Genomic DNA, 21,259 nt, shown 5'->3' on the forward strand with positions numbered 1-21,259 from the left:
CGGGTCGATCAGCAATCCGCCGACCGATCAGGTGAGGTAGCGGTACGCCGTCGAGCCCGGGTCCAGCCGCTCGCCCTGGATCGGGGATTCGTCCATCCGCTTCATCAGGGCTTCCAGATCGTCCGGTGAGCCGAGTTCGATACCGACCAGCGCGGCGCCGGTTTCCCGGTTGTTGCGCTTGACGTACTCGAACAGGGTGATGTCGTCATCGGGGCCGAGCACCTCGTCCAGGAAGCGGCGCAGCGCGCCGGGCTCCTGCGGGAAGTCCACCAGGAAGTAGTGTTTCAGCCCCTGATGCACCAGCGACCGCTCGATGACCTCGCCGTAGCGGGAGACATCGTTATTGCCGCCGGAGAGCAGGCACACCACGGTCATGCCGGGCTCGATGTTCACCTCACGCAGCGCGGTCACCGACAGGGCGCCCGCGGGTTCCGCCACGATACCCTCGTTCTGGTAGAGCTCGAGCATGGCGGTGCAGATGGCGCCCTCGTCCACCGTGATCATGCGGAAAGACGCTGTGCCCGTGGCGGATTCGGTCGAGGCCAGCAGCGGCAGCGAGGCATGCGAACGCACGTGCCCGCCGAACCGCGACGTGGCCTGATAGGGCACCGCGCCGATGCGCCGCACGGCGGCGCCGTCCACGAACGGATCGATCTCCGGCAGCGTGACCGGTCCCCCGGCCACCAGCGCCGCGGTCATGGAGGCCGCGCCCGCCGGCTCGACCCCGAGGATGGCGGTGCGCGGCGACCGGGCGCGCAGGTAGGTGCCGACGCCGGCGAGGCAACCGCCGCCGCCGACCGGCACGATCACCAGATCCGGCTCGCGGCCGAGCTGTTCGAGGAATTCGGCGGCAATGGTGCCCTGCCCGGCCGCGGTGCGCGGATCGTCGAACGGCGGCACCATGGTGGCGCCGGTCTGTGCCACATCGTCGGCGGCGGCCGCGGCGGCCGCGTCGTAGGTGTCGCCGATGGCGATGAGCTCCACGAATTCGCCGCCGTGCACGCGGATTCGGTCGCGTTTCTGCTTGGGGGTGGTGCGCGGGACGTAGATGCGGCCCTTGATGCCCATGGCCTTGCAGGCGAAAGCCACGCCCTGCGCGTGGTTTCCGGCGCTGGCGGTGACCACGCCGGCGGCGCGTTCGGCCGCGGTCAGCTGGACGATGAGGTTGTAGGCGCCGCGCAGCTTGTAGGAGCGGACAGCGGTGAGATCCTCGCGCTTGAGGTAGATCTCGGCCCCGGTCAGCGCCGACAGCCGCGGAATCCGTTGCAGCGGCGTCGGCTCGATAATGTCGGAAATTCGCTTGGCGGCAGCATCGATCTCGTCCGCCGTCAATTCGGGCAGCGGACCGGACACTTTCTCTGCAACTACAAGCGGATCAGACACCCGGATCATGCTAGCCGGGAGCTCGCGGCCGCCTCGCGGCAGCGCCCGTAACCGGGCGAATCATCCGTTTGGCACCGCGCGGCCGTTGTGGCGGGTCTCACCGGCACGCCGGGGGCGCGCAGCGAAAACGCCCCGGCCACAAGGTGACCGGGGCATTTCCCGTGCCGTCCGCCGTGACTCCCGGTCGCGCGGCGGGCGACGCCTTCTTTCAGTGGCAGCGCCTGCTCACGGGCACATGCCTGCTCACGGGCACAGCTCAGGGGCGAGGCGTGAGCACGAAAACCGGGATCTGGCGGTTGGTCTTGGTCTGGTAGTTCGCGTAATCCGGCCAGACCGCGACCGCGCGGTCCCACCAGAGCGCCTTCTCGTCGCCGAAGACCTCGCGCGCGTCGTAATCCTTCACGACGTCGCTGTCACGCAGTTCGACGTGCGGGTTCGCGACGAGATTGTGGTACCAGACCGGGTGCTGGGGAGCGCCGCCCCGCGAAGCGACGACGGCATATTCGCCTTCGTGCTCGACTCGCATCAGCGGGGTCTTGCGCAGCTTCCCGGTCTTCGCGCCGACGGTGGTCAACAGGATGATGGGCACCCCTTCGTGGGTGCCACCCTCGGCGCCATTGGATGCCTCGAGCTGTTCGGCCTGCTCTCGAGCCCAGCCGCTGGGACTGGGTGCGTACTCTCCGGTTAGTGGCATGAACGGGTCAACAGCCCGAAATCTTGTAATGTTCCCGACAGAAAAGTTCGCTTGCCCGAACTTTCTTTGCCCGGGTACCCTGTGATCATGGCAGTGGTTCACCCTACGCAGGAGCAGCGCACCCGGTCGCGAGTCGCGACCGTGGATATCGCCGGTACCGCGTGGCCGGTGTACAAGCTCGAAGCCCTGGCTGCCGCTCTGGTCACCACTCTGCTGGTGGCACTGATCGTCGGTTCGGTACAGACCGCGGTGCTGGCCGGGGCAACCGTCGCGGCCCTGCGCTGGATCCTCGCCCTCGTGCGCCGCTGACCCTCTCGCCAGGGTTTCCACTCAGTTAAGACCGACCGGTCAGCCCGTGTCTTGCAGGGGATTCATGCGATTCTTCTATTAGTTTTAACCGCATGCGGCAGTCCTACCTCGGCATTCTCCTGTTGTCCATCGGTGCCGTGCTGTGCCGCGTGCTCCCCGCGCACGCCGACGTCATCAATCTCGCTCCGCATGAGCGAACCTTTCAGTCGGCATTCGGCTCCTTCACCGTCGGCAACCGGAACGAGACCCTCAACCGGATCGCGCCACTGAACATGGTGGGCACCTCGCGGGAAGCCCTGGTCAGCAATGTCGCCTACGGAAAGGTCGACGGCATCGCCGGCGGCAGCCTGAAGACCGGCTATCACGTGGGCTGCTCGGTGAACCTCAACAACGGAACCGGCGGCCTCGCGGGACAGGCGTTCGTCTCACCGCCGTGGGGCGTGGGCATTCCGCCCAATCCTCAGACCTTCGGCGGTGGCAACGCCTGGAACATCACCCCCAGCATCAACCTCAATCTCGCGCCCGGCGAGATCAAGGAAGTCCCGGTCGCCGACAAGGATCTACTCCCCGGCAACACGGTCTCCATCGTGGTGCGGGACTTCCATATCACCGTCAACGGGTGTGCCGGGCCGGTCGCCATCCGCCAGTACACCTACGTCTATGCCAAATCCGCGACCGTCGACGACAGCGGCGCTGTCTTCGGCGACCCCAGCTGGCTATAGCGCCGTCCCGCAGCCGCGACTTCGTTCGAGAGGACCTACCCATGATCCTGCGTACGTTCTGCGCCGCGGCCCGCGGGCGATCCGGGCGACGGGTCACCGCCGCCACCTTCACCGTCGCCTTCGCCGCACTGTCGGCCACGGCTGGGTTGCTGCCCTTGGGCACGCCCATCGCCGGAACACCCGCGGCGAACGCGGCGCCCGCGGATAACCCGATCCCGCTGCAGAGCCTGGGACTGGGTAAGTCGCTGCTCTTCCCGGGCCGGGAACACGAGGTGACCCTGACGCTTCCGCTGCTGCCCGGCCTCGCGCCCGCGGCGATCACCGGGACCGTGCAGCTGCCGCCCACCCTCGCGCACGGCACGCTGGAAGCGCGGTCCGCGCAGTGGCTGCTGGATCGGGTGAACCTGCCGCTGGATCCGCGTGCGCCCGTGCGGATCTCGCTGGCCGGGGCCGAGGTGACCGGCAATGCGGTGAGCGTGTCACTGACTTCGTCACTGCTGCCCGAGCCCGGTATTTGCCCAGACGACTGGCTGGGGCAGCCGCTGACCCTCACCGACGCGTCGGTCGTCTACTTCGGCGAGGAGACGCAACCGACCACGGTCGCGGAATTCCTGCCGCCGGTGCTGAACCGCCTCACCATGTACCTGCCCGCGAACCCGTCCGATACCGAGAGCGCCGCGGTGCTGGCCCTGAGCGCGGCGGCTACCGCCCGCTACGCGAATCAGCCTGTCGCGGTGGACATTCGCCGAATCGAGTCCGGCGCGACGCCGCCCGATCATCCGCCCGCCTTCCTGGAGCGGCAGGTGGTGATCCAGGAAGGTTCCGATACCGGGCTGCGCGTCACCGGTGGACCGGCCCCGTCTCTCATTGTCTCCGGTGACAAGGATTCGCTGCCCACCCAGATCCGTTTGCTCACCAGCGATCTCTCGCGCGCGGCCATGGCCGGATCAGCCACCGCCAAGGGCCTGCCGGTGGCCCCGCAGCTCGCGCCCGAGACGACCACCCTGCAGGAGCTCGGGCAGAGCCGGTTGAGCGCGACCGCCATCGGCTATGTGAAGGTCGACTTCGCCATCGACATGACCCGGCTGGGCCGCCCTTCGAAGAATGTGCGAATCAATCTGCACGGCAACCACACTCCGCTGCCCGACACTTTGAACGGGCAGGTGGCCGTGACGGTGGGCGACCGGCAGATCGCCGCCTGGCCGGTCACCCCGTCGGGGCAGTTCGACCAGTGGGTCACCATTCCCAATGAGCTGCTCACCCGTTTCACCACCGTCTCGGTGACCCTGCAACAGGCGGGCCTCACGCATGGCTGCGGGCTGGAACAGCCGGTCACGCTGACCATCGATCCCAGTGGCGAAGTGCAGGGCCAGCTTTCGAAGCCGCCGGTGCCGGGCGGGCTCGGCGCCGTACCGCAAGCGCTGATGCCGCAGGTGCAAGTAGGTCTGCAGACGCCGGGCTTCGCCGATACCGTCCGGGCCGCGCAGATTCTGGTCGCCGTGCAGCGGCTGACCGCGGTGCCGCTGCGACCGCAGCTGGTGTCCTTCGATACGGCGGTGCGCGGTGATCAGCCCGCGGTGCTGGTGGCGGCGAACGGCGGGCTGCCGAACTCGATCACGCTGCCGCTGGATCGCAGCGGCGACACCCTCATCGTCTACGGCGACGACGCCGATCTGGAGACGAAGATCGATCTGAAGCCGCCGCTCTCGTTCGGTTCCTTGCAGGCCACCTGGACCGGTAAGCGCATGGTGGTGGTCGGCACCTCCACGCAGGCGCCGGAACATCTGGACCGCCTGCTGAATTGGCTGCTCGCCGATCCGGATCGCTCCTTCCGGCTGGCGGGCCCGGTGCTGCTGCAGGCGGGTGATCGGGATCCGGAGTTCTTCGACCCGGCCGCCGACCTCGCGCAGCAGGTGAGCGCGGCCGGCGCCGGGGACTCCCCCATTCCGCTGGCGCGGCGGCTCGCGCTCGGCGGCGGGGTGGCGCTGGCGGCCGGAATCGTGGTGGCGGCCGGAATCCTGTTGCAGCGACGACGTAATCGCTGACCCGGGCCGATGACCGCCAGCACCCGATCCCGCGCCCCGGGGCGGACCGTGCCGTGGCTGACGCTGACGCGCTTCGTCATCGTCATCGCCAGCCTGGTGGTCGCGTTCTGGCACCTGCGGGCAGAACTGATCGAGGATGTGCAGCAGGGCTCGGATATCGGCTATGTGTTCGCGATACCGGTGCTGGGCATTCTCGCCGCGGTCGGCATGGCCCTGCGCCGCGGCGCGGAACTGCCGATCTACGACCGGCAGACCGACATCATCGTGGGCCTGCTCGGGCTGCTGTCGACGGCCGCGCTGCTGGGCCTGCTGGTGCAGCGCTACCGCTACGAATACGAGGTGCTGCACCTGGATATCGTTGCGGCGCCGCTGTTCCTGCTGAGCATGTCCATCCTGCTGTTCGGGCTGCGGCCGGTATTGCGGTTCTGGCCGGTGTGGCTGCTCGTGATGCTCATGTGCCTACCGGTGCTGTATCGCTATGCGGTCATCACGCTGGGCGGCAGCCGGCCCGCGCACGGGGTGGCCATGCTGGTGCCGGCGGCGGTGGCCGCGGCCATCGCGACCGGCCGCACCCGGCGGCGGGCGCTGGCCGGCGGCATCCTCGCGCTGATCGCGGGCGGGGTGGCGGTGTTCGTGATGCGGACCTGGTTCCGGGATGCGCCGCTGCTCACCTACGAATTGATACCGCCGATCGCGGGGACCTATACGGCGACCACCATTATGTATTTCAATCAGCGCGGCTGGACCTCGGTGAAACCTCTCGACCGGGCGGTGCTGCCGCATACCGCGAAGCGATCGTGGAGTGCGGCCGCGGCGGTGGTCTTCTCGACGGGGCTGCTGATGCTCATCTCGGTACCGCACGAGTACCTCATTTCGTCGCCCGAGATGCCGCGGCTGGTGGTGGCGCGGTCCCCCGAAGTCGTGCCGGGCTGGCAGCAGCTCTCGGCCCGGGAGTACCCGTGGGCCAAACGCTTCTTCGGGTCGCGGACCACCTGGGTGCGGCAGCAGTGGCAGGCGCAGCGCGGTAATCCGGCATGGGACAAGGAATCCCGGCGTCGCCGCATCATGGTGGATATCGTCCGGTCGGACAGCGCGCACACCATCGAGCGGTATCCGGAGTTCATGCTGTACCGGCTGAACCAGCCGCGGGTCAGCCCGCCCATTCGCATCGACCTCGGGCACGGCATCACCGCCCGGCTCAATACCGTGCTCGACGATCGGCGACTGCTCAGCTGGACCTGGCTGAGCTGGTACTGGCAGGGACCCGGCGGCGCGCAGCGGATCAGCCTGATCTCGGCCGACAATCACCTGCCGGACGCGGCCTTCCCGCAACCCGAACCCTCGGTACTCGCGACCTTCGAGAACCTGATGAACCAGATTCTGCGCGGCAATGCGGTGGTGCTGGACCCGGAATCCGATGCGGGCGACCCGGAATCCGAGCACAAGGACCGCGACATGCTCACCGGCATAGCGCGCGAGATCGTACGGACGGGAGCGGGCCAAGATGAGTGAACTCCCCGGCCTCGCGACCCCGGACGAGCGCGCCGCGGCCCTGCACGCCGCCGTCAACGGGCTGCGCGAGAACGATCCCATGGCCTCCGCCTCGGTGGCTTTCCTGCCGTGGCAGCGCAATTCGGCGCTGGCCGTGGTGGCGGTGGCCGTCGTGTGCGCGGTGTTCTTTCCCATGCCCACGCTGATCGCGGTGATGGCGGTGTGCACGCTGGGCTACGCCGCGGTCATGGTGGACCGGGTCATGATCTTCGCGCGCGGCATGTCGCGGGACGCCATCCTCACCGTCGACGACGAAACCGCCCGCGCCGTACCGGAATCCGCGCTACCGCCCTACACCATCCTGGTCCCCGCCTACGGCGAGCCCGAGGTGGTCGGGGATCTGATCGCGGCGCTCAACGGCATCGACTATCCGCGGGCGAAGATGCAGGCGCTGCTGCTGCTCGAAGAGGACGACGACCCGACCATCGAGGCGGCGCGCAGGGCCGGCATCGGCACCGCGGGCAGCGAGCACATCACCATCGTGCTGGTGCCGGCCGCGGACCCGCGCACCAAACCCAAGGCCTGCAACTACGGATTGCACGCCGCCACCGGCGATATCGTCACCATCTACGACGCCGAGGACATTCCGGATCCGCTGCAACTGCGCCGCGTGGTGGCGGCGTTCCGGACGCTGCCGCGGTCGGTGGTGTGCATCCAGGCCAAGCTGGCCTTCCACAATCCGCGACAGAATCTGCTGACCGCCTGGTTCACCATGGATTACGGATTGTGGTTCAGCTTCCTGCTGCCGGGGCTCATGCGCAGCAGTGCGCCGATTCCGCTGGGCGGCACCTCGAATCACTTCCGGCGCAATGTACTGACGGCCATCGGGGCGTGGGATCCCTACAACGTCACCGAGGACGCCGACCTCGGGGTGCGGATCGCGGCGCGCGGATACTCCACGGCCGTCATCGATTCCATCACCCTCGAAGAGGCGAACCCGGACGCCATCAACTGGATCCGGCAACGCTCCCGCTGGTACAAGGGGTATCTGCAGAGCTGGCTGGTGCACGCGCGGCGGCCCCTGGCCTTGTGGCGCAAGATCGGCCCGGCGAGTTTCCTGCGGTTCACGCTGATCCTGGCCGGGACGCCGATCATCGCCTGCCTGAATCTGGTGTTCTGGTTCGTCACGCTGTCGTGGGTGCTCGGGCAGCCGGGGGTGATCGAGCGCATGTTCCCGGCCGTGGTGTACTTCCCGGCGCTCATCGCGCTCGTGCTCGGGAACGCGGCGACCGTGTACATGAATCTGGTGGCCTGCCGGGAGAACGGGCGGCCCGATCTGCTGGTGGCCTGCCTGACCTCACCGCTGTACTGGCTGCTCATGGCCATTGCCGCCACCAAGGGCTGCTGGCAGTTGATCCGGAACCCGTCCTACTGGGAGAAGACGTTCCACGGGCTGGGCACCTCGACGGAGACGAACGACGAACCGCAGCCGGAGGCAGCCCAGTGACCACCGCCGCGCACCAGCGGACCAGCGCCGCACACCAGGTGACCGGTTCCGGGCACCCGAGGCCCGACGATGCGGGCGGCCCGGTGATCCCGGCGGGCGGCGCGCCGGTGTCCGCGGCCGGGGGCGGCCGGGCCCGCGCCGTGCGCCTCCCGCGCTGGATCTTCGCCGGGTCCGCGCTGCTGTATCTGGTCACCGGAACCTTCCTCACGGCGGGGCGCGGGTATCTGATGGGCGATGCGCTCAGCCGGGTGTCGGCCACCGAATCGGCGTTGTTCAGCCGGGATCCGCATCTGTCCGCCATCGGATTCGTGTTCACGCCGCTGACCTCGCTGGCGCAGTTGCCGTTCGTGGCGTTCGCGCCGTGGCTGCCGGGCGTCACCCGCTGGGGACTGTCCGGGGTGCTGATGACCGCGCTATTCATGGCGGGCGCGGTGGTCATGATCTGGGGTATCGGCACCGATCGCGGTGCGCCGCCGTGGTTGTGCGGGATCGTCACCGCGGTGTTCGCACTGAATCCGATGGTGGTGTTCTACGGCGGGAACGGCATGAGCGAGGCGCTGTTCCTGTTCTGCCTGTGCTGGGCGGTGCGGCGGCTCATGCGCTGGGTGCGGACCGATGGGGTACACGATCTGGTGGCGTGCGGGATTGCGCTCGGGCTCGGATATCTGACGCGCTACGACGCATTGGCGCCGGCGGCCGCGGCGGGGGTGTTCGTGTTCGTGCTCAGCTATTACCGGCGGCGCCGCGACGAGCATCGGTTCACCGGGGCGGCAATGGATCTGGTGCTGGTGGGCGCGCCGGTGGCGCTGGCGTTCCTCGTGTGGGCGGCGACCAGCTGGCTCATTACCGGGCAGGCGTTCCAGCAGTTCACCTCGCAGTACGGCAATTCCGCGATCCTGGCGCAATCGGGTGCGGAGGCGCCGGGTCGTGCTCTTGCGGCGCTGCAGTATTCGATCGGGGCCATGCTGATCCTGGCGCCCGCGGTGCCGCTGCTGCTGCCCATCACCGGCGCGCTGGCCATCCGGCGCCGCGATCTGCAGGTGGTGGTGCCGCTGCTGCTGTGCGGGGCGGTGCTGGCCTTCCAGATGCTCAGTTACGCAAGCGGTTCCACCTTCGCCTTCCTGCGGTTCTATATCGCGGTGATCCCGTTGGTCGCCATGCTGGTGCTGCTGATCCCGGCGGCACACGAGATGCCGCCGAGCCTGCGGCTGGGCCGGTACGCGGAGCGAACTACCGCGCCCAACGCTCGAAACGTGCGGCCCGCCATGATGTCTGACGAGCGGACCGGCACAGTACGCAACGAGCGGTCGGCTGGGGACGCAGACGAACAACCCCCAGCCGGACCGAACAACCCGCACATCGGACCGGGCGACTCGCACATCGCAGGGCAAGGCGAGCAGACCGAGGCGGGGCAGTCCCGCCCGATGGGACGAGCTTCGGGGCGGCAGGCGGCGCCGATGGCCGGGGCGGCGCTGGCCGCGCTGCTGCTCGTCGCGTCGCTGCCGGTGACGGCGCGCGGGATGAACAGTCAGTTGATGGCGGTGCAGGAGTATGCGCTCGGTGCGGTGTTGTTCCCGAACCCGAACGATGTGTCGGCCAAGTATTCCGACGAGGCGCGGATCGCAGCCACCTTCTCCACCGAGCGGCGGCTGGCCGACTACCTGGACGCACACAATCTGGCGCGCGGGTCCATTGTCATGGATACCGTGTACGGGTTCGCGGTGCTGGTGGCCTCACAGCATCCGGACCGTTTCGTTATTCCGTCCGACCGCGATTTCGTGCGGACGCTGAATCAGCCGCTGCAGCGCGGTGTGAAATACCTACTGGCGGTGCCGAATACCGGCCGCGGCACCTCCGACGCGATCAATCGCCGCTACCCCACCATGTACGAGAACGGCGCGCAGATCGCCACCTTGGAGCTGGAGATCCCGAATGACGGTGCGGGCCAGCCGAACTGGCGGCTGTACCGGGTGATCGGCAGCTGATTCGCCCGATGGCCGGTGTGGTTCAGCCGACCGTCGTCTGTGCCGCGACCACACCCCAGAGCGGGTCGTCGGGGCCGACGTCGTAGGTGCACTGGTCGGGGCGCGGGTCCGGAACGAAGGCCCAGATCAGTGCGCCCGCACTGCCGGCGGCGCGCTGGCCGGTGATGCGTTTGTCCATGATGTCGCGCCGATTGTCCAGGCTGTCGCAGGATCCGGCGTATTCGCCGATCTCCGCCACCAGCAGAGGTTTTCCGAGTTCGCCCGCCTGCTGCAGCCGGCGGGCCAGGCCATTATTGGGGCCGCCGGGCAGGGGGTTGCCGTCCTCGGTGTAGTCGTGGAATTCGACCACGTCGATATTGCGGGACTGGCTGACGAAGGTGAAAGCGTCGCCGGCGATGCCGCATTGGCTGCCGCCGACGTAGCCGGCGTAGATCAGCCGCTTCGGATCCAGGGCGCGGACGATCTCCCCCGCCTGATCCATGAAGGTGCGCAATACCTGCGCGGCGTCGCTGGGACAGGTGCGGTTCTTGAGGTCGCAGTTGCGGCCGCAGTTGCTGGTCTCGGGTTCGCCGACCAGTTCCCAGCCGGCCACCACCGGTGAACTGCGCCAGCGATCGACGGCGGTGTGCACCCAGTCCTCGAAACTCATGATCGAGCGGCCCGCCACCGGCGTCGACTGCTTCCAGCCGTCCACGTACCACTGCCGCTGCTTGAAGATCTCGTCGCTGCATTCGCCGGTCTGCGCCGCCAGCACCGGCAGGATGACGCGGCCGTACTTCTCGGCGGCCGCGAATACCGCGTCCACGGCGGTGAAGTCGAGCTTGCCGGTGTTCTTGTCCACCGCGAAGGCCTGGAAGAGCGAGAAGCGGGTGAGCGCATTGTCCGGCAGCCGGCGGAAGAAGGCGTCCAGGTCCACCTCGGCGCCGCAGCCGAAGTTGATGGAATATCGGGTCGCCAGCTGTGGGCCGTTGAAGCCCGCGGGCCACCACGGCTTTCCGTGCAGCAGCAACCCGCCGGGCGCGGCCGAGACCATCGCCTCGGCGGCGGGCGCGCTCACCACCGCCGAGGGTGTGGGCGTCTTGACGACGTGGTGCGGCCCGCTGTCACAGGCGCCGACCGCGGTGAGCAGGCCGATGCACAGCAACACGCCGAGCTTGCTGGATAAAACCCCGGATTTGCTGGGCGGCATCCCGAATTTGCCTGGCAACACGCGAAATTTGCGCGGCAGCACCCGGGATCGGCGAATACTCGGCACACCCACCATGCCCGGCACCCTACCTGCGCAGGGCGCCGAGTCCGGGGAGGCTAGCTGGCGAGACAGCCCGGGCCGAGCAGGGCCTTCAGGTCGCCCATGAGGGCCGAGGACGGTGACACGCGTAGGTTGTCGGCGACCTTGAGCATGGTGGTCCGGTCCCGCGAACCGACGTGGCGGATGTGGACATTCGCCGTGCCGGGGTGGCTGCTCAGCACCCGCTTGAGCGCGCCGATCTTGTCCGGCGTGCAGAGGCGGGTCGGAATGATCACCGAGAGCGGCTTTTCCACGCCGATGGACGAAAGATCCGGCACCACCAGGTCATTGGCGATGAGTGAGATGCGGTCGTCACGGGCGGAGACGCGCGCCTTCACCAGCACGATGGCGTCCTCGGTGACGTCCATGCCGTAGACCGAATAGGACTGCGGGAAGAACAGCACCTCGATGCCACCGGTGAGGTCCTCCAATTGCGCGGAGGCCCAGGGCATGCCGTTCTTGTTCACGCGACGGGTGACATTGGCGAAGATGCCGCCGATGGTGACCTGCGTGCCGTCCTTGATATCGCCTTCCAGAATGGCCGGGATATGGGTGTCGGACTGCGCCGCGAGCACATGCTCGACGCCGTTGAGCGGGTGGCCGGACACGTACAGGCCCAGCATTTCCCGTTCCAGCGCCAGCTTGTGCTTGGTCTCCCATTCCTCCTCGGGGACCTTCACATTGAAGACGCTGGCCACCGAGTCGTCGGCGTCGAGTCCGCCGAAGAGGTCGAACTGGCCCATGGCCTCGGCCTTCTTGGTGGACATGCAGGCGTCGATGGCATCCGAGTGGATGAGCAGCAGGCCCTTGCGCGGGTGGTCGAGCGAGTCGAAAGCGCCTGCCTTGATGAGGGATTCGGTGACCTTCTTGGTACAGGCGATGGCGTCGATCTTGTTCAGATAGTCGGAGAAGTCGGTGAACTTCGACTTCTCCTTGCGCGCCGCGATGATCGAGGCCACCACGTTCGCGCCGACATTGCGCACCGCGCCCATGCCGAAGCGAATGTCCTTGCCCACCGAGGCGAATTCGAGTTCGGACTCGTTGACGTCGGGCGGCAGCACCTGGATGCCCAGACGGCGGCAGTCGGCCAGGTAGACGGCGGCCTTGTCCTTGTCGTCACCGACGGAGGTGAGCAGGCCGGCCATGTACTCGGCTTGATAGTTGGCCTTGAGGTAGGCGGTCCAGAAGGACACCAGGCCGTACCCGGCGGCGTGCGATTTGTTGAACGCGTAACCGGCGAACGGGAGGATGGTGTCCCACAGCGCCTTGACAGCGGGCTTGGAGAAACCGTTCTCCACCATGCCCTGCTCGAAGCCCTCGTATTCGGCTTCCAGGATCGAGGCCTTCTTCTTACCCATGGCGCGGCGCAGAATATCGGCTCGGCCCAGGGAGTACCCGGCCACCTTCTGCGCGATCTGCATGATCTGCTCCTGATACACGATCAGGCCGTAGGTATCACGCAGGATGTCCTTCAGGGGCTCCTCGAGCTCCGGATGGATGGGTTTGACCTCTTGCCGCCCGTTCTTGCGGTCGGCGTAATCGTTGTGGGCGTTCATGCCCATGGGGCCGGGGCGGTACAGCGCGAGCACGGCCACGATGTCCTCGAAGCCGGTGGGGATCATGCGGCGCAGCAGGTCTCGCATGGCGCCACCGTCGAGCTGGAACACGCCGAGAGTGTCACCGCGCGCGAGCAATTCGTAGGTGGCCGCGTCTTCCAGCGGCAGCGTGTCGAGGTCGAGTTCGATGCCGCGGTTGGCCTTGATATTGATCAGCGCGTCGCCGATGACGGTGAGGTTGCGCAGACCCAGGAAGTCCATCTTCAACAGGCCGATGGCCTCACACGACGGGTAGTCCCAGCCGGTGATGACCGCGCCGTCCTGCGCGCGCTTCCACACCGGAATCGCGTCCGTCAGCGGCTCACTGGACATGATGACCGCGCAGGCGTGCACGCCGGCATTGCGGATCAGGCCCTCGAGACCGCGGGCGGTCTCGTAGATCTTGTTGACATCCGGGTTGGTATTGATGAGCTCCCGGACCTCGGCGGCCTCCTTGTACCGCTCGTGCTCGGGATCCATGATGCCCGAGAGCGGAATGTCCTTGGCCATGATCGGCGGCGGCAGCGCCTTGGAGATCTGATCGGCGATGGCGAAGCCCGGCTGGCCGAACTGCACGCGGGCCGAGTCCTTCAGCGCCGCTTTGGTTTTAATCGTACCGAAGGTGATCACCTGCGCGACCCGGTCACTGCCCCACTTCTCGGTGGCGTAGCGGACCATCTCACCGCGGCGGCGATCGTCGAAGTCGATATCGATATCGGGCATGGACACGCGCTCGGGATTGAGGAAGCGCTCGAACAGCAGACCGTGCGGAATCGGGTCGATATTCGTAATGCCCATCGAGTAGGCGACCAGCGAACCGGCCGCCGAACCACGGCCCGGTCCGACATTGATACCGACCGAGCGGGCGTAGGTGATGAGGTCGGCGACGATGAGGAAGTAGGCGGGGAAGCCCATTTCGTTGATGACGCCGATCTCGTAATCGGCACGCGTGATGTAGTCGCCCGGAACACCCTGCGGGAAGCGCCTATCCAGGCCGCGCATGACCTCTTTGCGCAGCCAGCTGGCCTGTGTCTCGCCCTCGGGCACCGGGAAGATCGGCATGCGGTCGCGGTGCGACCAGACGTCGTCGTAGGACTGGACGCGCTCACCGATCAGGACCGTGTTGTCGCAGGCGCCGGGGACTTCCGCGTCCCAGAGGGCGCGCATCTCCTCGGCCGACTTCAGGTAGTAGCCCGAGCCGTCGAACTTGAAGCGAGTCGGGTCCGAGAGCGTCTTGCCGGTCTGAATACACAGCAGCGCTTCGTGATTGGCCGAGTCCGATTCGTGGACATAGTGGCAGTCGTTGGTGGCCAGCGGCGGAATGCCCAGCTTCTTGCCGACATCCAGCAGGCCCTCGCGGACGCGGCGCTCGATGGACAGGCCGTGGTCCATGATCTCGAGGAAGAAGTTCTCCGGCCCGAAGATCTCCTGCCATTTGGCAGCGGCCTCCAGGGCCTCGCGCTCGTGACCCAGGCGCAGGCGGGTCTGCACCTCACCGGAGGGGCAGCCGGTGGTGGCGATGATGCCCTCGGCGTATTCGGCGATGATCTCCGCGTCCATCCGCGACCACTTGCCGAGCTGACCTTCCAGAGAGGCCAGCGAGGACAGCTTGAACAGGTTCCGCAGACCGGTCGCGTTCTCCGCGACCATGGTCATGTGCGTGTACGAACCCGAACCGGAGACGTCGTCGCCCTTCTGCGACGGATCGCCCCAGAGCACGCGTTTGGTGTTGAACCGGGACTCCGGCGCGATGTAGGCCTCGATGCCGATGATCGGCTTGATGCCCTCTTTCTTGGCCGAGTTGTAGAACTCGGAGGCGCCGAACATATTGCCGTGGTCGGACATGCCGACGGCCGTCATTCCGAGCCGCGTGGCCTCTTTGAACAAGGGCGTGATCTTCGCCGCGCCGTCGAGCATCGAGTACTCGGTGTGGTTGTGGAGATGGACGAATGATCCCGGCGAGGCTGACACGCAGACATACTATGCGGCCCCACGGACAGGTTTCGAAGGCACGCGGGGGCGGTGTCACTGAACGGCGTGGCGGCCTCCGCGTGTCGTGCTCGAGGTCACGCGGAGACCCAGGAACCTATGCTGCGACGGACTCGGCGGGGGTAGCGGTGCGACGCGCTGCACGAGCGCCTCGCACCGCCAGCGGCAGCACCCACGCCGACGCCATCTGATCGGAAGTCAGCGCACCCAGCGAGAGCCGGTTGTGCACGAATCCGACGGATAGTCCGGACCGCGGATCGGCCCACCCGAAGGAGCCGCCCAGTCCGATATGACCGAAGCCCGAATACGCGCCGGGCACCGGAAGCGAGTGATACCCCATGTGCCACATCATCGGGATATAGAACAGCGCATGGTCGAGCCGGTAGCTCTCCACATGCCGCATCGCCTTGATTGTCTCCGCCGAGAGGAACCGCCGACCGTTGTGCATGCCGCCATTGGCCAGCGCGCCATAGAGGGTGGCCAGACCGGTGGCGGTGCAGACGCCGTTGCCCGCAGGCAGTTCGGTGTCCAGGATCGGCGGCTCGTCACCGTCGAGGAACGCCTCCAGCCCCGGCAGGAACAACGCCCGCGACGCCGCCCCGAGCGATCCGGGCAGACCGTAGGCGCGGCCGAGGAACAGCGAGATGTACGTGGAGCCCACGAAGTCCAGGCGGTTGCCGTGGAAGCCGGCGGCGGTGATCGGCGAGCCCGCGGCCGGGCGGCCCAGGTGGATGCCGTCGGTGCCGAGCGGTTCGGCGATCTCGGTGCGGAACAGCTCGGCCATGCCGCGCCCGGTGACCGCGCGCGCCAGCCCGGCCAGCAGCCAGCCGAAGGTCAGCGCGTGATAGGTCGGAACGCCCAGCAGATGATCGGGTTTCGCCGCCGCCAGCCGCTCTTCCATGAGCCGGTGGTCGAGCACCTCGTCGAGACCGTTCGCGATCTCGGGCAGCCCGTACAGCCCGGCGCGATGGGACAGCACCTGCCGCACCGTGATTCGCTCCTTGCCATTGGCCGCGAACTCCGGCCAGTAGTAGGCGACAGGCGCGTCGTAGTCGAGGAGTCCACGGTCGGCGAGCCGGTGGATGACGGTCGCGGCAATGCCTTTGGTGGCGGAGAAGATGACGGCCCCGGTATCGGGCCCCCAGGCGCCGGCCCGCCCGGCCTCGCCGGTCCAGATCTCCACCAGCGGTTCCCCGTGGCGGTGCACCGTGAGCGCGCCGCCGGCGCCGGAACGCCCGCCCATCAGCCGTGCGAAAGTGCGTACCAGCGGACCGAATTCGGGAGCGGCGATCCCGCCCACACCCGTGGGTAGTGCCGCGATCTCCGGGGCCGAAGCGACGTTGCTCACGTTATACACGGTACGAGTTGCGGGTCGCCCGCGGCAATGACGTAACTTGGAGAGTTATTCCCGTTGGCCCAGTAGTTATTTCGAGTGTCCGAACGGTGACGGGGGCGTGACCCCCATACGCTGTGCCTATGCGTACGCCGCGGTCTCTGGTACTGGCATCGTTCGCCGTGGTCGTGCTGGCGGCCGCGGCCTGCTCGTCCGCGCAGCAGCCCGCGCCGCCGGTGCGGGTGAGCGGGGACTGGCACGGCAATGTCGAGGTCCCGAACGATCCGATCGCGGTGGGGGTCACCTTCGCCGAAGACGGGACCGCGACCATCGATATTCCGCTGCAGGGTATTGCGGCCGCACCGCTGTCCGAGGTGAAGGCGGATCAGGACAATGTGTCCTTCGCCCTGCCGAAAGTCGCGGGCAACCCGACCTACCAGGGCAAATACGATAAGGGCTCGGACAGCATCCTGGGGCAGCTCACCCAGAGCGGGAAGACGTTCCCGCTCAACCTGACCCACGGCCGGGTGGCCCTGCCGCCGCGCCCGCAACAGCCGGAGCCGCCGTTCCCGTACAAATCCGAGGATGTCACCTACCGCAGCGGCGATATCACCGTCGCCGGCACGCTGACCGAACCGAACACGCCCGGCACGCATCCCGCGGTCCTGCTGATTCCCGGCAGCGGCGCCGCCGACCGCGATGAGGAGATCCTGGGCCACAAGCCGTTCCTGCTGCTGGCCGACACCCTGACGCGCGCCGGATACGTGGTGCTGCGCACCGATAAACGCGGGGTCGGCGGCACCGGCGGGGATCTGCAGGATTCCGACTACGACGACCTGGCCGACGATATCGGCGCGGGCGTCGCGTTCCTGCACGGCCTGCCCGAAATCGACGGCAAGCGAATCGGTCTGCTCGGGCACAGCGAGGGCGGATATCTCGCACCGCTGTACGCCTCGCGACCCGGCAGCGGGGTGGCCTTCGCCATTCTGATGGCCGGGCCCGCGGTGCCCGGCTCGGCGGTGATCCAGGAACAGACCCAGCTCATTCTGACCGCGCAGGGCGCGCAGCCCGACGCGATCGGCAAGCAGATCGGCTACGAGTCCGCGCTCGCGAACGTCTTCCGCATCGGCGATCTGGATGCCGCCAAAACGCTTGCGCACCAGTACAACGACGGCCTCCCGGCCGATGAGCGGAAGTCGGACGAGGCGGTGGACGCATCGGTGTCGATCTACATGCAGTCGCTGTCCAATTACGATCCGGCCCCGGCGCTTTCGGCCTTGCGGATGCCGGTGCTGGCGTTCTACGGGAGCAAGGATCTGCAGGTGCCGCCGGCTCAGAGCGAGGGGCCCATGCGGGCGCTGCTGGCCCAGGATCCCGACGCCACCGTGCATGTCTTCGGCGGGCTGAATCACTTGATGCAGCCCGCCGACAAGGGCACGCCCGACGAGTACGCGAAGATTCAGATCACCATCGATCCGCAGGTCCTCGCCTACATCACCGCCTGGCTGACCCAGCGTTTCCCGCCGAACGGTTAGCGCTTCCCACCGAACGTCAGAACAGCCGGTCAGCGCACCGGGTCGCCGGGGGCGACGTCCACGACGACCTGGTAGGGCATCGGGCGGGCGGTGAAGGTCAGTCCCGGGTCCTCGTTCATCGCCCGGACCGACTCCAGCCATTCGGGGCTGCGCCGGGCCTCGTCCAGTGCGAGGCCGGATTCCCATTCGGCCACATTGATATAGGTGAGTTCGGCCTGTTCGCTGACCGCCCGGTGCATGCGGGCGCGCAGGAAGCCCGGTGCGCCGGACATGCAGCGGGCATTGGCTTTCCAGTGTTCCAGGAAGAGTGCCTCCTGACTCATGGGCACGGAGAACGCGTTGATGAGGGTGACCGGCGTTTCGAGGCCGCTCATCGTGTGCTGAATCGGTTTCGCCATGCTTCGACGGTAGCTGCACGGGATCGTGATTGTCACTAGAGGAGACAATATTCTTATATGACAATCTTCGATGATTGCTAACCTGATCTCCATGCAGCTCGACGACCGCAATGTGTTCCTGATGTCCCAGATCGGACAGCACGTGGCCGATCGGCTCGCGCTCGCCCTCACGCCCTTGGGACTGCATCTCGCCCACTTCGGCGTGCTGTCCCACCTGCGCGCCTCCCCCGGAGTCAGCCAGCAGGAACTGGCCAACCGGCTCAATGTGCACCGCAATGCCATGGTCGGGCTCATCGACGACCTCGAGGCCCGCGGGCTCGTACAGCGCAGCCGGCATCCGGCGGATCGGCGCGCCTACGCGGTACAGCTGACCGATACCGCGCGCACGATCCTGCGGCAGGCCGAGGAACAGGCCGACCTGCTCGAGGCCGACACCATGGCGCCGCTCTCCGGCGCGGAACGCGAACAGCTCGCGGCACTGCTGCTGCGGATCGCCCGGCATGCCGAACTGCCTTCGGGAGTCCATCCCGGACTGTATTCACGCCACGGCGGACTGCGCGGATCGCCGGGAGCGCAAACCGCTTCCGGCACCTAGGCCGCCCGACTCATCGGGCCCGCGTTCCGCTATGTGGGCACTGGCGCACAACCGATCCGATTGCGAGAGTGGAGCCGTGGGAATCTACGAAGACCGGGTACTGCCGCGGCTCGTCGACCTGACCTGCGGGTCGAATCGCATGAACGACACCCGGGAGCGAACATGCGCGCAACTGCACGGGCGAGTGCTCGAGATCGGCTTCGGCTCGGGACGCAATGTGCCCTTCTACCCCGCGACCGTGAAATCCGTCAGCGCCGTGGAACCGGCCGACCTCGGCTGGCGCCTGGCCGGTGAACGCATCGCGGCGAGCACCATCCCCATCGAACGCGCGGGCCTGGACGGGCAGTCACTCCCGTTCGCGGACAACAGCTTCGATTCGGCGCTGTCCACCTGGACACTGTGCACCATCCCGGATGCGGGGGCGGCACTGGCCGAGGTGCGGCGAGTGCTGGTGCCCGGCGGCACTTTTCACTTCGTCGAGCACGGCCTGGCCCCGGACGCCGGCATCCGGACCTGGCAGCACCGGCTGAACCCGATCCAGCACGCGCTGGCCGGCGGCTGCAACCTGGACCGCGAGATCCGAAGTTCGGTCGAGGCCGCCGGCTTCGAGCTCCGCGAGGTGGACAGCTTCTACCACCCGGCCACACCGAAGGTTTTCGGCGCGCTGACACTGGGCGTCGCGGTCGCGCCTTGAGCCCGGGCTACGACCTCGGGTTGCACACCGCCAGGGGGCTCGGTCGTTCGCCGGTCAGGCGGCCGGCTTCAGCTCGAACGGATTGCCGTCCACGGGACAGGTCGCATCGGCGGGTGGCAGCGTCGCGGCGATGAGGTATTCGCGCTTGGCCGTCTCGGCGCAGGTGCTGTGCACGTACATGCTGCTGTGGCCGGCTCCTTCGATGACCAGTAGATGTGCGTCCGCGAGCTCGGCAGCGCCCGCGGCGGCGCCTGCCAGGGGTGTCGCCGGATCGTTGCGGCCGTTGATGACGAGGATCGGTGCGGCGGTACGCCGATCCCAGGGACCGGAGTACGGCTGCACCGCGGTCTGCGGCCAGTAGGCGCAGGTCATGGCGCCGAGGACACCGAGTCGCCCGAAGTAGGGAACGCGCTGGTCTTCGCTGACGGCCAGTGCGCTGTAGACAGATTCGTCGCGGGGCACCCGGCTGTCCGCGCATTGGATGGCGTCGAAGGCCTCGGTGTAGTTGTCGTCGTAGGCGTTCGTATTGCCGGCGCTGCCGCTGCCGGTGCCGATCTCCGCGGCGCGGCCGACGAGCGAGAATGCCTCGGCGAGAGCGTCTTCCGGACGGTACGGGCTGTCACGCAGGTCGTAGAGATGTTGCAGGGTGTCGGCGAGTTGCGGCCAAGCGGCCGGATTCGACAGCGCGCCCGCGGCGGTGATCACGGCGCTGTAGTCGTAGCGGGTGCCGTCCCAGGCGATCGGTTCCCGGCGTACGCGCTCGATGATCCGCTGCCATTTGTCCACCGGGTTGCCCTCGGAGAACGCGCATTTGGCCCCCGCCTCCGTGCAGGACCTCAGCATGGCATCGAAGGTGCCGGATATGCCGGTGGCAACGTCTTGGCGGGTATCGATCGGCTGATCCGGACCATCGATGCCCGTATTGCCCCGGAAGTCCAGCGAACCGTCCAGCGCCATGGCCCGGACGCGGCCCGGGAACATGTTGGCATACAGGGCGCCGAGGTAGGTGCCATAGGAAATGCCGTGATACGTGAGCTTCTCGTCGCCTACCGCACGGCGCAGCAGATCCAGATCGCGGGCGGTGTCCACCGTCGAGACATGCGGGAGCAGGTCGCCGGCATTCGCCTGGCATTGCTCGGCCAGGCTCCTGGAGGCGGCGAAGAACGGGCGTTCATCGGCGGCGGTGCCGGGCAGTGGCGGATAGGCGGTGAGGAACAACTGCTGTGTCGTCGCATCCGGAAAGCAGTGCACCGGTGCGCTGTTCGCGACGGCGCGGGTATCCCAGGACACCAGGTCGAAGCGGGCGCGCAGCGCCTCGGAGAACAACCACGGCCAGCGCGCTCGTTCCCGGAGTCGCTGCACGCCGGAGCGACCGGGACCGCCGAAGTTGACGAACAGGGTGCCGATGCGCCGGGACGGATCACCGGCGGGGAGCTTGATCAGGGACAAGTCGATGGTGCGCGATTCGGGATGCGCGTAGTCGAGCGGTACTCGCGCAGTCGCGCAGGCGAATCCGGCCTCGCAATCGGACCATTGCAAGGCCGGTGTCGGCGCCGCGTCGGCGAGCCCGTCCACGTAGGAATCCGTTGTGGTCTCGGCGGCTGCCGGGGCTGCTGGGAGCGCCAGCAGCAGGCAGATCACTATGCCCCAGAGGGCGTTTCGTCGAGGACCTGGTGACGTGTGGGGCGATGGCACC

16 protein-coding genes are annotated in these 21,259 nt (G+C 67.6%); 9 read left to right on the top strand and 7 right to left on the bottom strand.

The window, feature by feature from the left end; translation table 11 throughout:
* Positions 1 to 27: 27 nt before the first annotated feature.
* Together ilvA and ACIP5Y_RS41340 are read right to left on the bottom strand one after the other, a co-directional pair.
* The gene (gene ilvA / locus ACIP5Y_RS41335) at positions 28 to 1,383 is read right to left on the bottom strand and encodes a threonine ammonia-lyase IlvA (RefSeq protein WP_400358574.1); all 1,356 of its coding nucleotides are present in this window, start codon (positions 1,381 to 1,383) and stop codon (positions 28 to 30) included.
* A gap of 256 nt (positions 1,384 to 1,639) precedes the next feature.
* A complete protein-coding gene (locus tag ACIP5Y_RS41340; protein WP_400358576.1) occupies positions 1,640 to 2,077 on the bottom strand; it encodes a nitroreductase family deazaflavin-dependent oxidoreductase in 438 nt (145 codons plus the stop codon).
* Positions 2,078 to 2,164: 87 nt separating this feature from the next.
* Here ACIP5Y_RS41340 and ACIP5Y_RS41345 point away from each other — a divergent pair, with 87 nt between their 5' ends.
* The 6 genes from ACIP5Y_RS41345 (at position 2,165) to ACIP5Y_RS41370 (ending at position 10,136) form a co-directional block, all read left to right on the top strand.
* On the top strand, positions 2,165 to 2,386 hold the full coding sequence (locus tag ACIP5Y_RS41345; RefSeq protein WP_400358578.1) for a hypothetical protein: 222 nt from the start codon (positions 2,165 to 2,167) through the stop codon (positions 2,384 to 2,386).
* A gap of 92 nt (positions 2,387 to 2,478) precedes the next feature.
* Complete coding sequence (locus ACIP5Y_RS41350) at positions 2,479 to 3,108, top strand: MspA family porin (protein ID WP_400358579.1); 630 nt, start codon at positions 2,479 to 2,481, stop codon at positions 3,106 to 3,108.
* 41 nt (positions 3,109 to 3,149) lie between these two features.
* Positions 3,150 to 5,153, top strand: coding sequence for a hypothetical protein (locus ACIP5Y_RS41355; RefSeq protein ID WP_400358581.1), 2,004 nt, complete (start codon positions 3,150 to 3,152; stop codon positions 5,151 to 5,153).
* A 9-nt stretch (positions 5,154 to 5,162) separates the two neighbouring features.
* Positions 5,163 to 6,665, top strand: coding sequence for a hypothetical protein (locus ACIP5Y_RS41360; protein ID WP_400358583.1), 1,503 nt, complete (start codon positions 5,163 to 5,165; stop codon positions 6,663 to 6,665).
* Positions 6,658 to 8,151, top strand: coding sequence for a glycosyltransferase (locus ACIP5Y_RS41365; protein ID WP_400358585.1), 1,494 nt, complete (start codon positions 6,658 to 6,660; stop codon positions 8,149 to 8,151). The genes ACIP5Y_RS41360 and ACIP5Y_RS41365 overlap by 8 nt, the downstream gene beginning before the upstream one ends.
* The gene (locus ACIP5Y_RS41370) at positions 8,148 to 10,136 is read left to right on the top strand and encodes an ArnT family glycosyltransferase (protein WP_400358587.1); all 1,989 of its coding nucleotides are present in this window, start codon (positions 8,148 to 8,150) and stop codon (positions 10,134 to 10,136) included. Before ACIP5Y_RS41365 ends, ACIP5Y_RS41370 begins: the two co-directional genes overlap by 4 nt.
* 22 nt (positions 10,137 to 10,158) lie before the next feature.
* Here the strand turns inward: ACIP5Y_RS41370 and ACIP5Y_RS41375 are convergent, their stop codons facing one another.
* The 3 genes from ACIP5Y_RS41375 to ACIP5Y_RS41385 form a co-directional block, all read right to left on the bottom strand.
* Positions 10,159 to 11,343 carry a beta-mannosidase gene (locus ACIP5Y_RS41375; RefSeq protein ID WP_400358589.1) on the bottom strand — a complete coding sequence of 395 codons (1,185 nt, stop codon included), beginning with the start codon at positions 11,341 to 11,343 and terminating at the stop codon, positions 10,159 to 10,161.
* A 98-nt stretch (positions 11,344 to 11,441) separates the two neighbouring features.
* Positions 11,442 to 14,990, bottom strand: a complete 3,549-nt coding sequence (gene dnaE, locus ACIP5Y_RS41380) for a DNA polymerase III subunit alpha (RefSeq protein WP_400358591.1) — start codon at positions 14,988 to 14,990, stop codon at positions 11,442 to 11,444.
* Between the two features lie 115 nt (positions 14,991 to 15,105).
* Entirely contained in the window at positions 15,106 to 16,356 is a 1,251-nt protein-coding gene (locus ACIP5Y_RS41385; protein WP_400358593.1) for a serine hydrolase domain-containing protein, read from the bottom strand.
* A gap of 128 nt (positions 16,357 to 16,484) precedes the next feature.
* Between ACIP5Y_RS41385 and ACIP5Y_RS41390 the strand changes: the two genes are divergently transcribed.
* Entirely contained in the window at positions 16,485 to 17,876 is a 1,392-nt protein-coding gene (locus ACIP5Y_RS41390; RefSeq protein ID WP_400358595.1) for an alpha/beta hydrolase family protein, read from the top strand.
* Positions 17,877 to 17,905: 29 nt separating this feature from the next.
* Here ACIP5Y_RS41390 and ACIP5Y_RS41395 read toward each other — a convergent pair whose 3' ends face one another.
* On the bottom strand, positions 17,906 to 18,274 hold the full coding sequence (locus ACIP5Y_RS41395; RefSeq protein WP_397014231.1) for an antibiotic biosynthesis monooxygenase family protein: 369 nt from the start codon (positions 18,272 to 18,274) through the stop codon (positions 17,906 to 17,908).
* Between the two features lie 70 nt (positions 18,275 to 18,344).
* Between ACIP5Y_RS41395 and ACIP5Y_RS41400 the strand changes: the two genes are divergently transcribed.
* Positions 18,345 to 18,869 carry a MarR family winged helix-turn-helix transcriptional regulator gene (locus ACIP5Y_RS41400; protein ID WP_400358597.1) on the top strand — a complete coding sequence of 175 codons (525 nt, stop codon included), beginning with the start codon at positions 18,345 to 18,347 and terminating at the stop codon, positions 18,867 to 18,869.
* A gap of 76 nt (positions 18,870 to 18,945) precedes the next feature.
* On the top strand, positions 18,946 to 19,563 hold the full coding sequence (locus ACIP5Y_RS41405; RefSeq protein ID WP_400358599.1) for a class I SAM-dependent methyltransferase: 618 nt from the start codon (positions 18,946 to 18,948) through the stop codon (positions 19,561 to 19,563).
* Between the two features lie 54 nt (positions 19,564 to 19,617).
* Here the strand turns inward: ACIP5Y_RS41405 and ACIP5Y_RS41410 are convergent, their stop codons facing one another.
* Positions 19,618 to 21,258 carry an alpha/beta fold hydrolase gene (locus ACIP5Y_RS41410; RefSeq protein WP_400358601.1) on the bottom strand — a complete coding sequence of 547 codons (1,641 nt, stop codon included), beginning with the start codon at positions 21,256 to 21,258 and terminating at the stop codon, positions 19,618 to 19,620.
* Position 21,259 lies beyond the last annotated feature (1 nt).

The organism is Nocardia sp. NPDC088792 (assembly GCF_044750615.1).
GTDB lineage: Bacteria > Actinomycetota > Actinomycetes > Mycobacteriales > Mycobacteriaceae > Nocardia.

Coding starts and splice junctions, on each gene's coding strand:
- ACIP5Y_RS41340 (WP_400358576.1), bottom strand. CDS start 2,077: ATGCCACTAACCGGAGAGTACGCACCCAGTCCCAGCGGCTGGGCTCGA.
- ACIP5Y_RS41345 (WP_400358578.1), top strand. CDS start 2,165: ATGGCAGTGGTTCACCCTACGCAGGAGCAGCGCACCCGGTCGCGAGTC.
- ACIP5Y_RS41365 (WP_400358585.1), top strand. CDS start 6,658: ATGAGTGAACTCCCCGGCCTCGCGACCCCGGACGAGCGCGCCGCGGCC.
- ACIP5Y_RS41390 (WP_400358595.1), top strand. CDS start 16,485: ATGCGTACGCCGCGGTCTCTGGTACTGGCATCGTTCGCCGTGGTCGTG.
- ACIP5Y_RS41360 (WP_400358583.1), top strand. CDS start 5,163: ATGACCGCCAGCACCCGATCCCGCGCCCCGGGGCGGACCGTGCCGTGG.
- ACIP5Y_RS41395 (WP_397014231.1), bottom strand. CDS start 18,274: ATGGCGAAACCGATTCAGCACACGATGAGCGGCCTCGAAACGCCGGTC.
- ACIP5Y_RS41350 (WP_400358579.1), top strand. CDS start 2,479: ATGCGGCAGTCCTACCTCGGCATTCTCCTGTTGTCCATCGGTGCCGTG.
- ACIP5Y_RS41400 (WP_400358597.1), top strand. CDS start 18,345: ATGATTGCTAACCTGATCTCCATGCAGCTCGACGACCGCAATGTGTTC.
- ACIP5Y_RS41355 (WP_400358581.1), top strand. CDS start 3,150: ATGATCCTGCGTACGTTCTGCGCCGCGGCCCGCGGGCGATCCGGGCGA.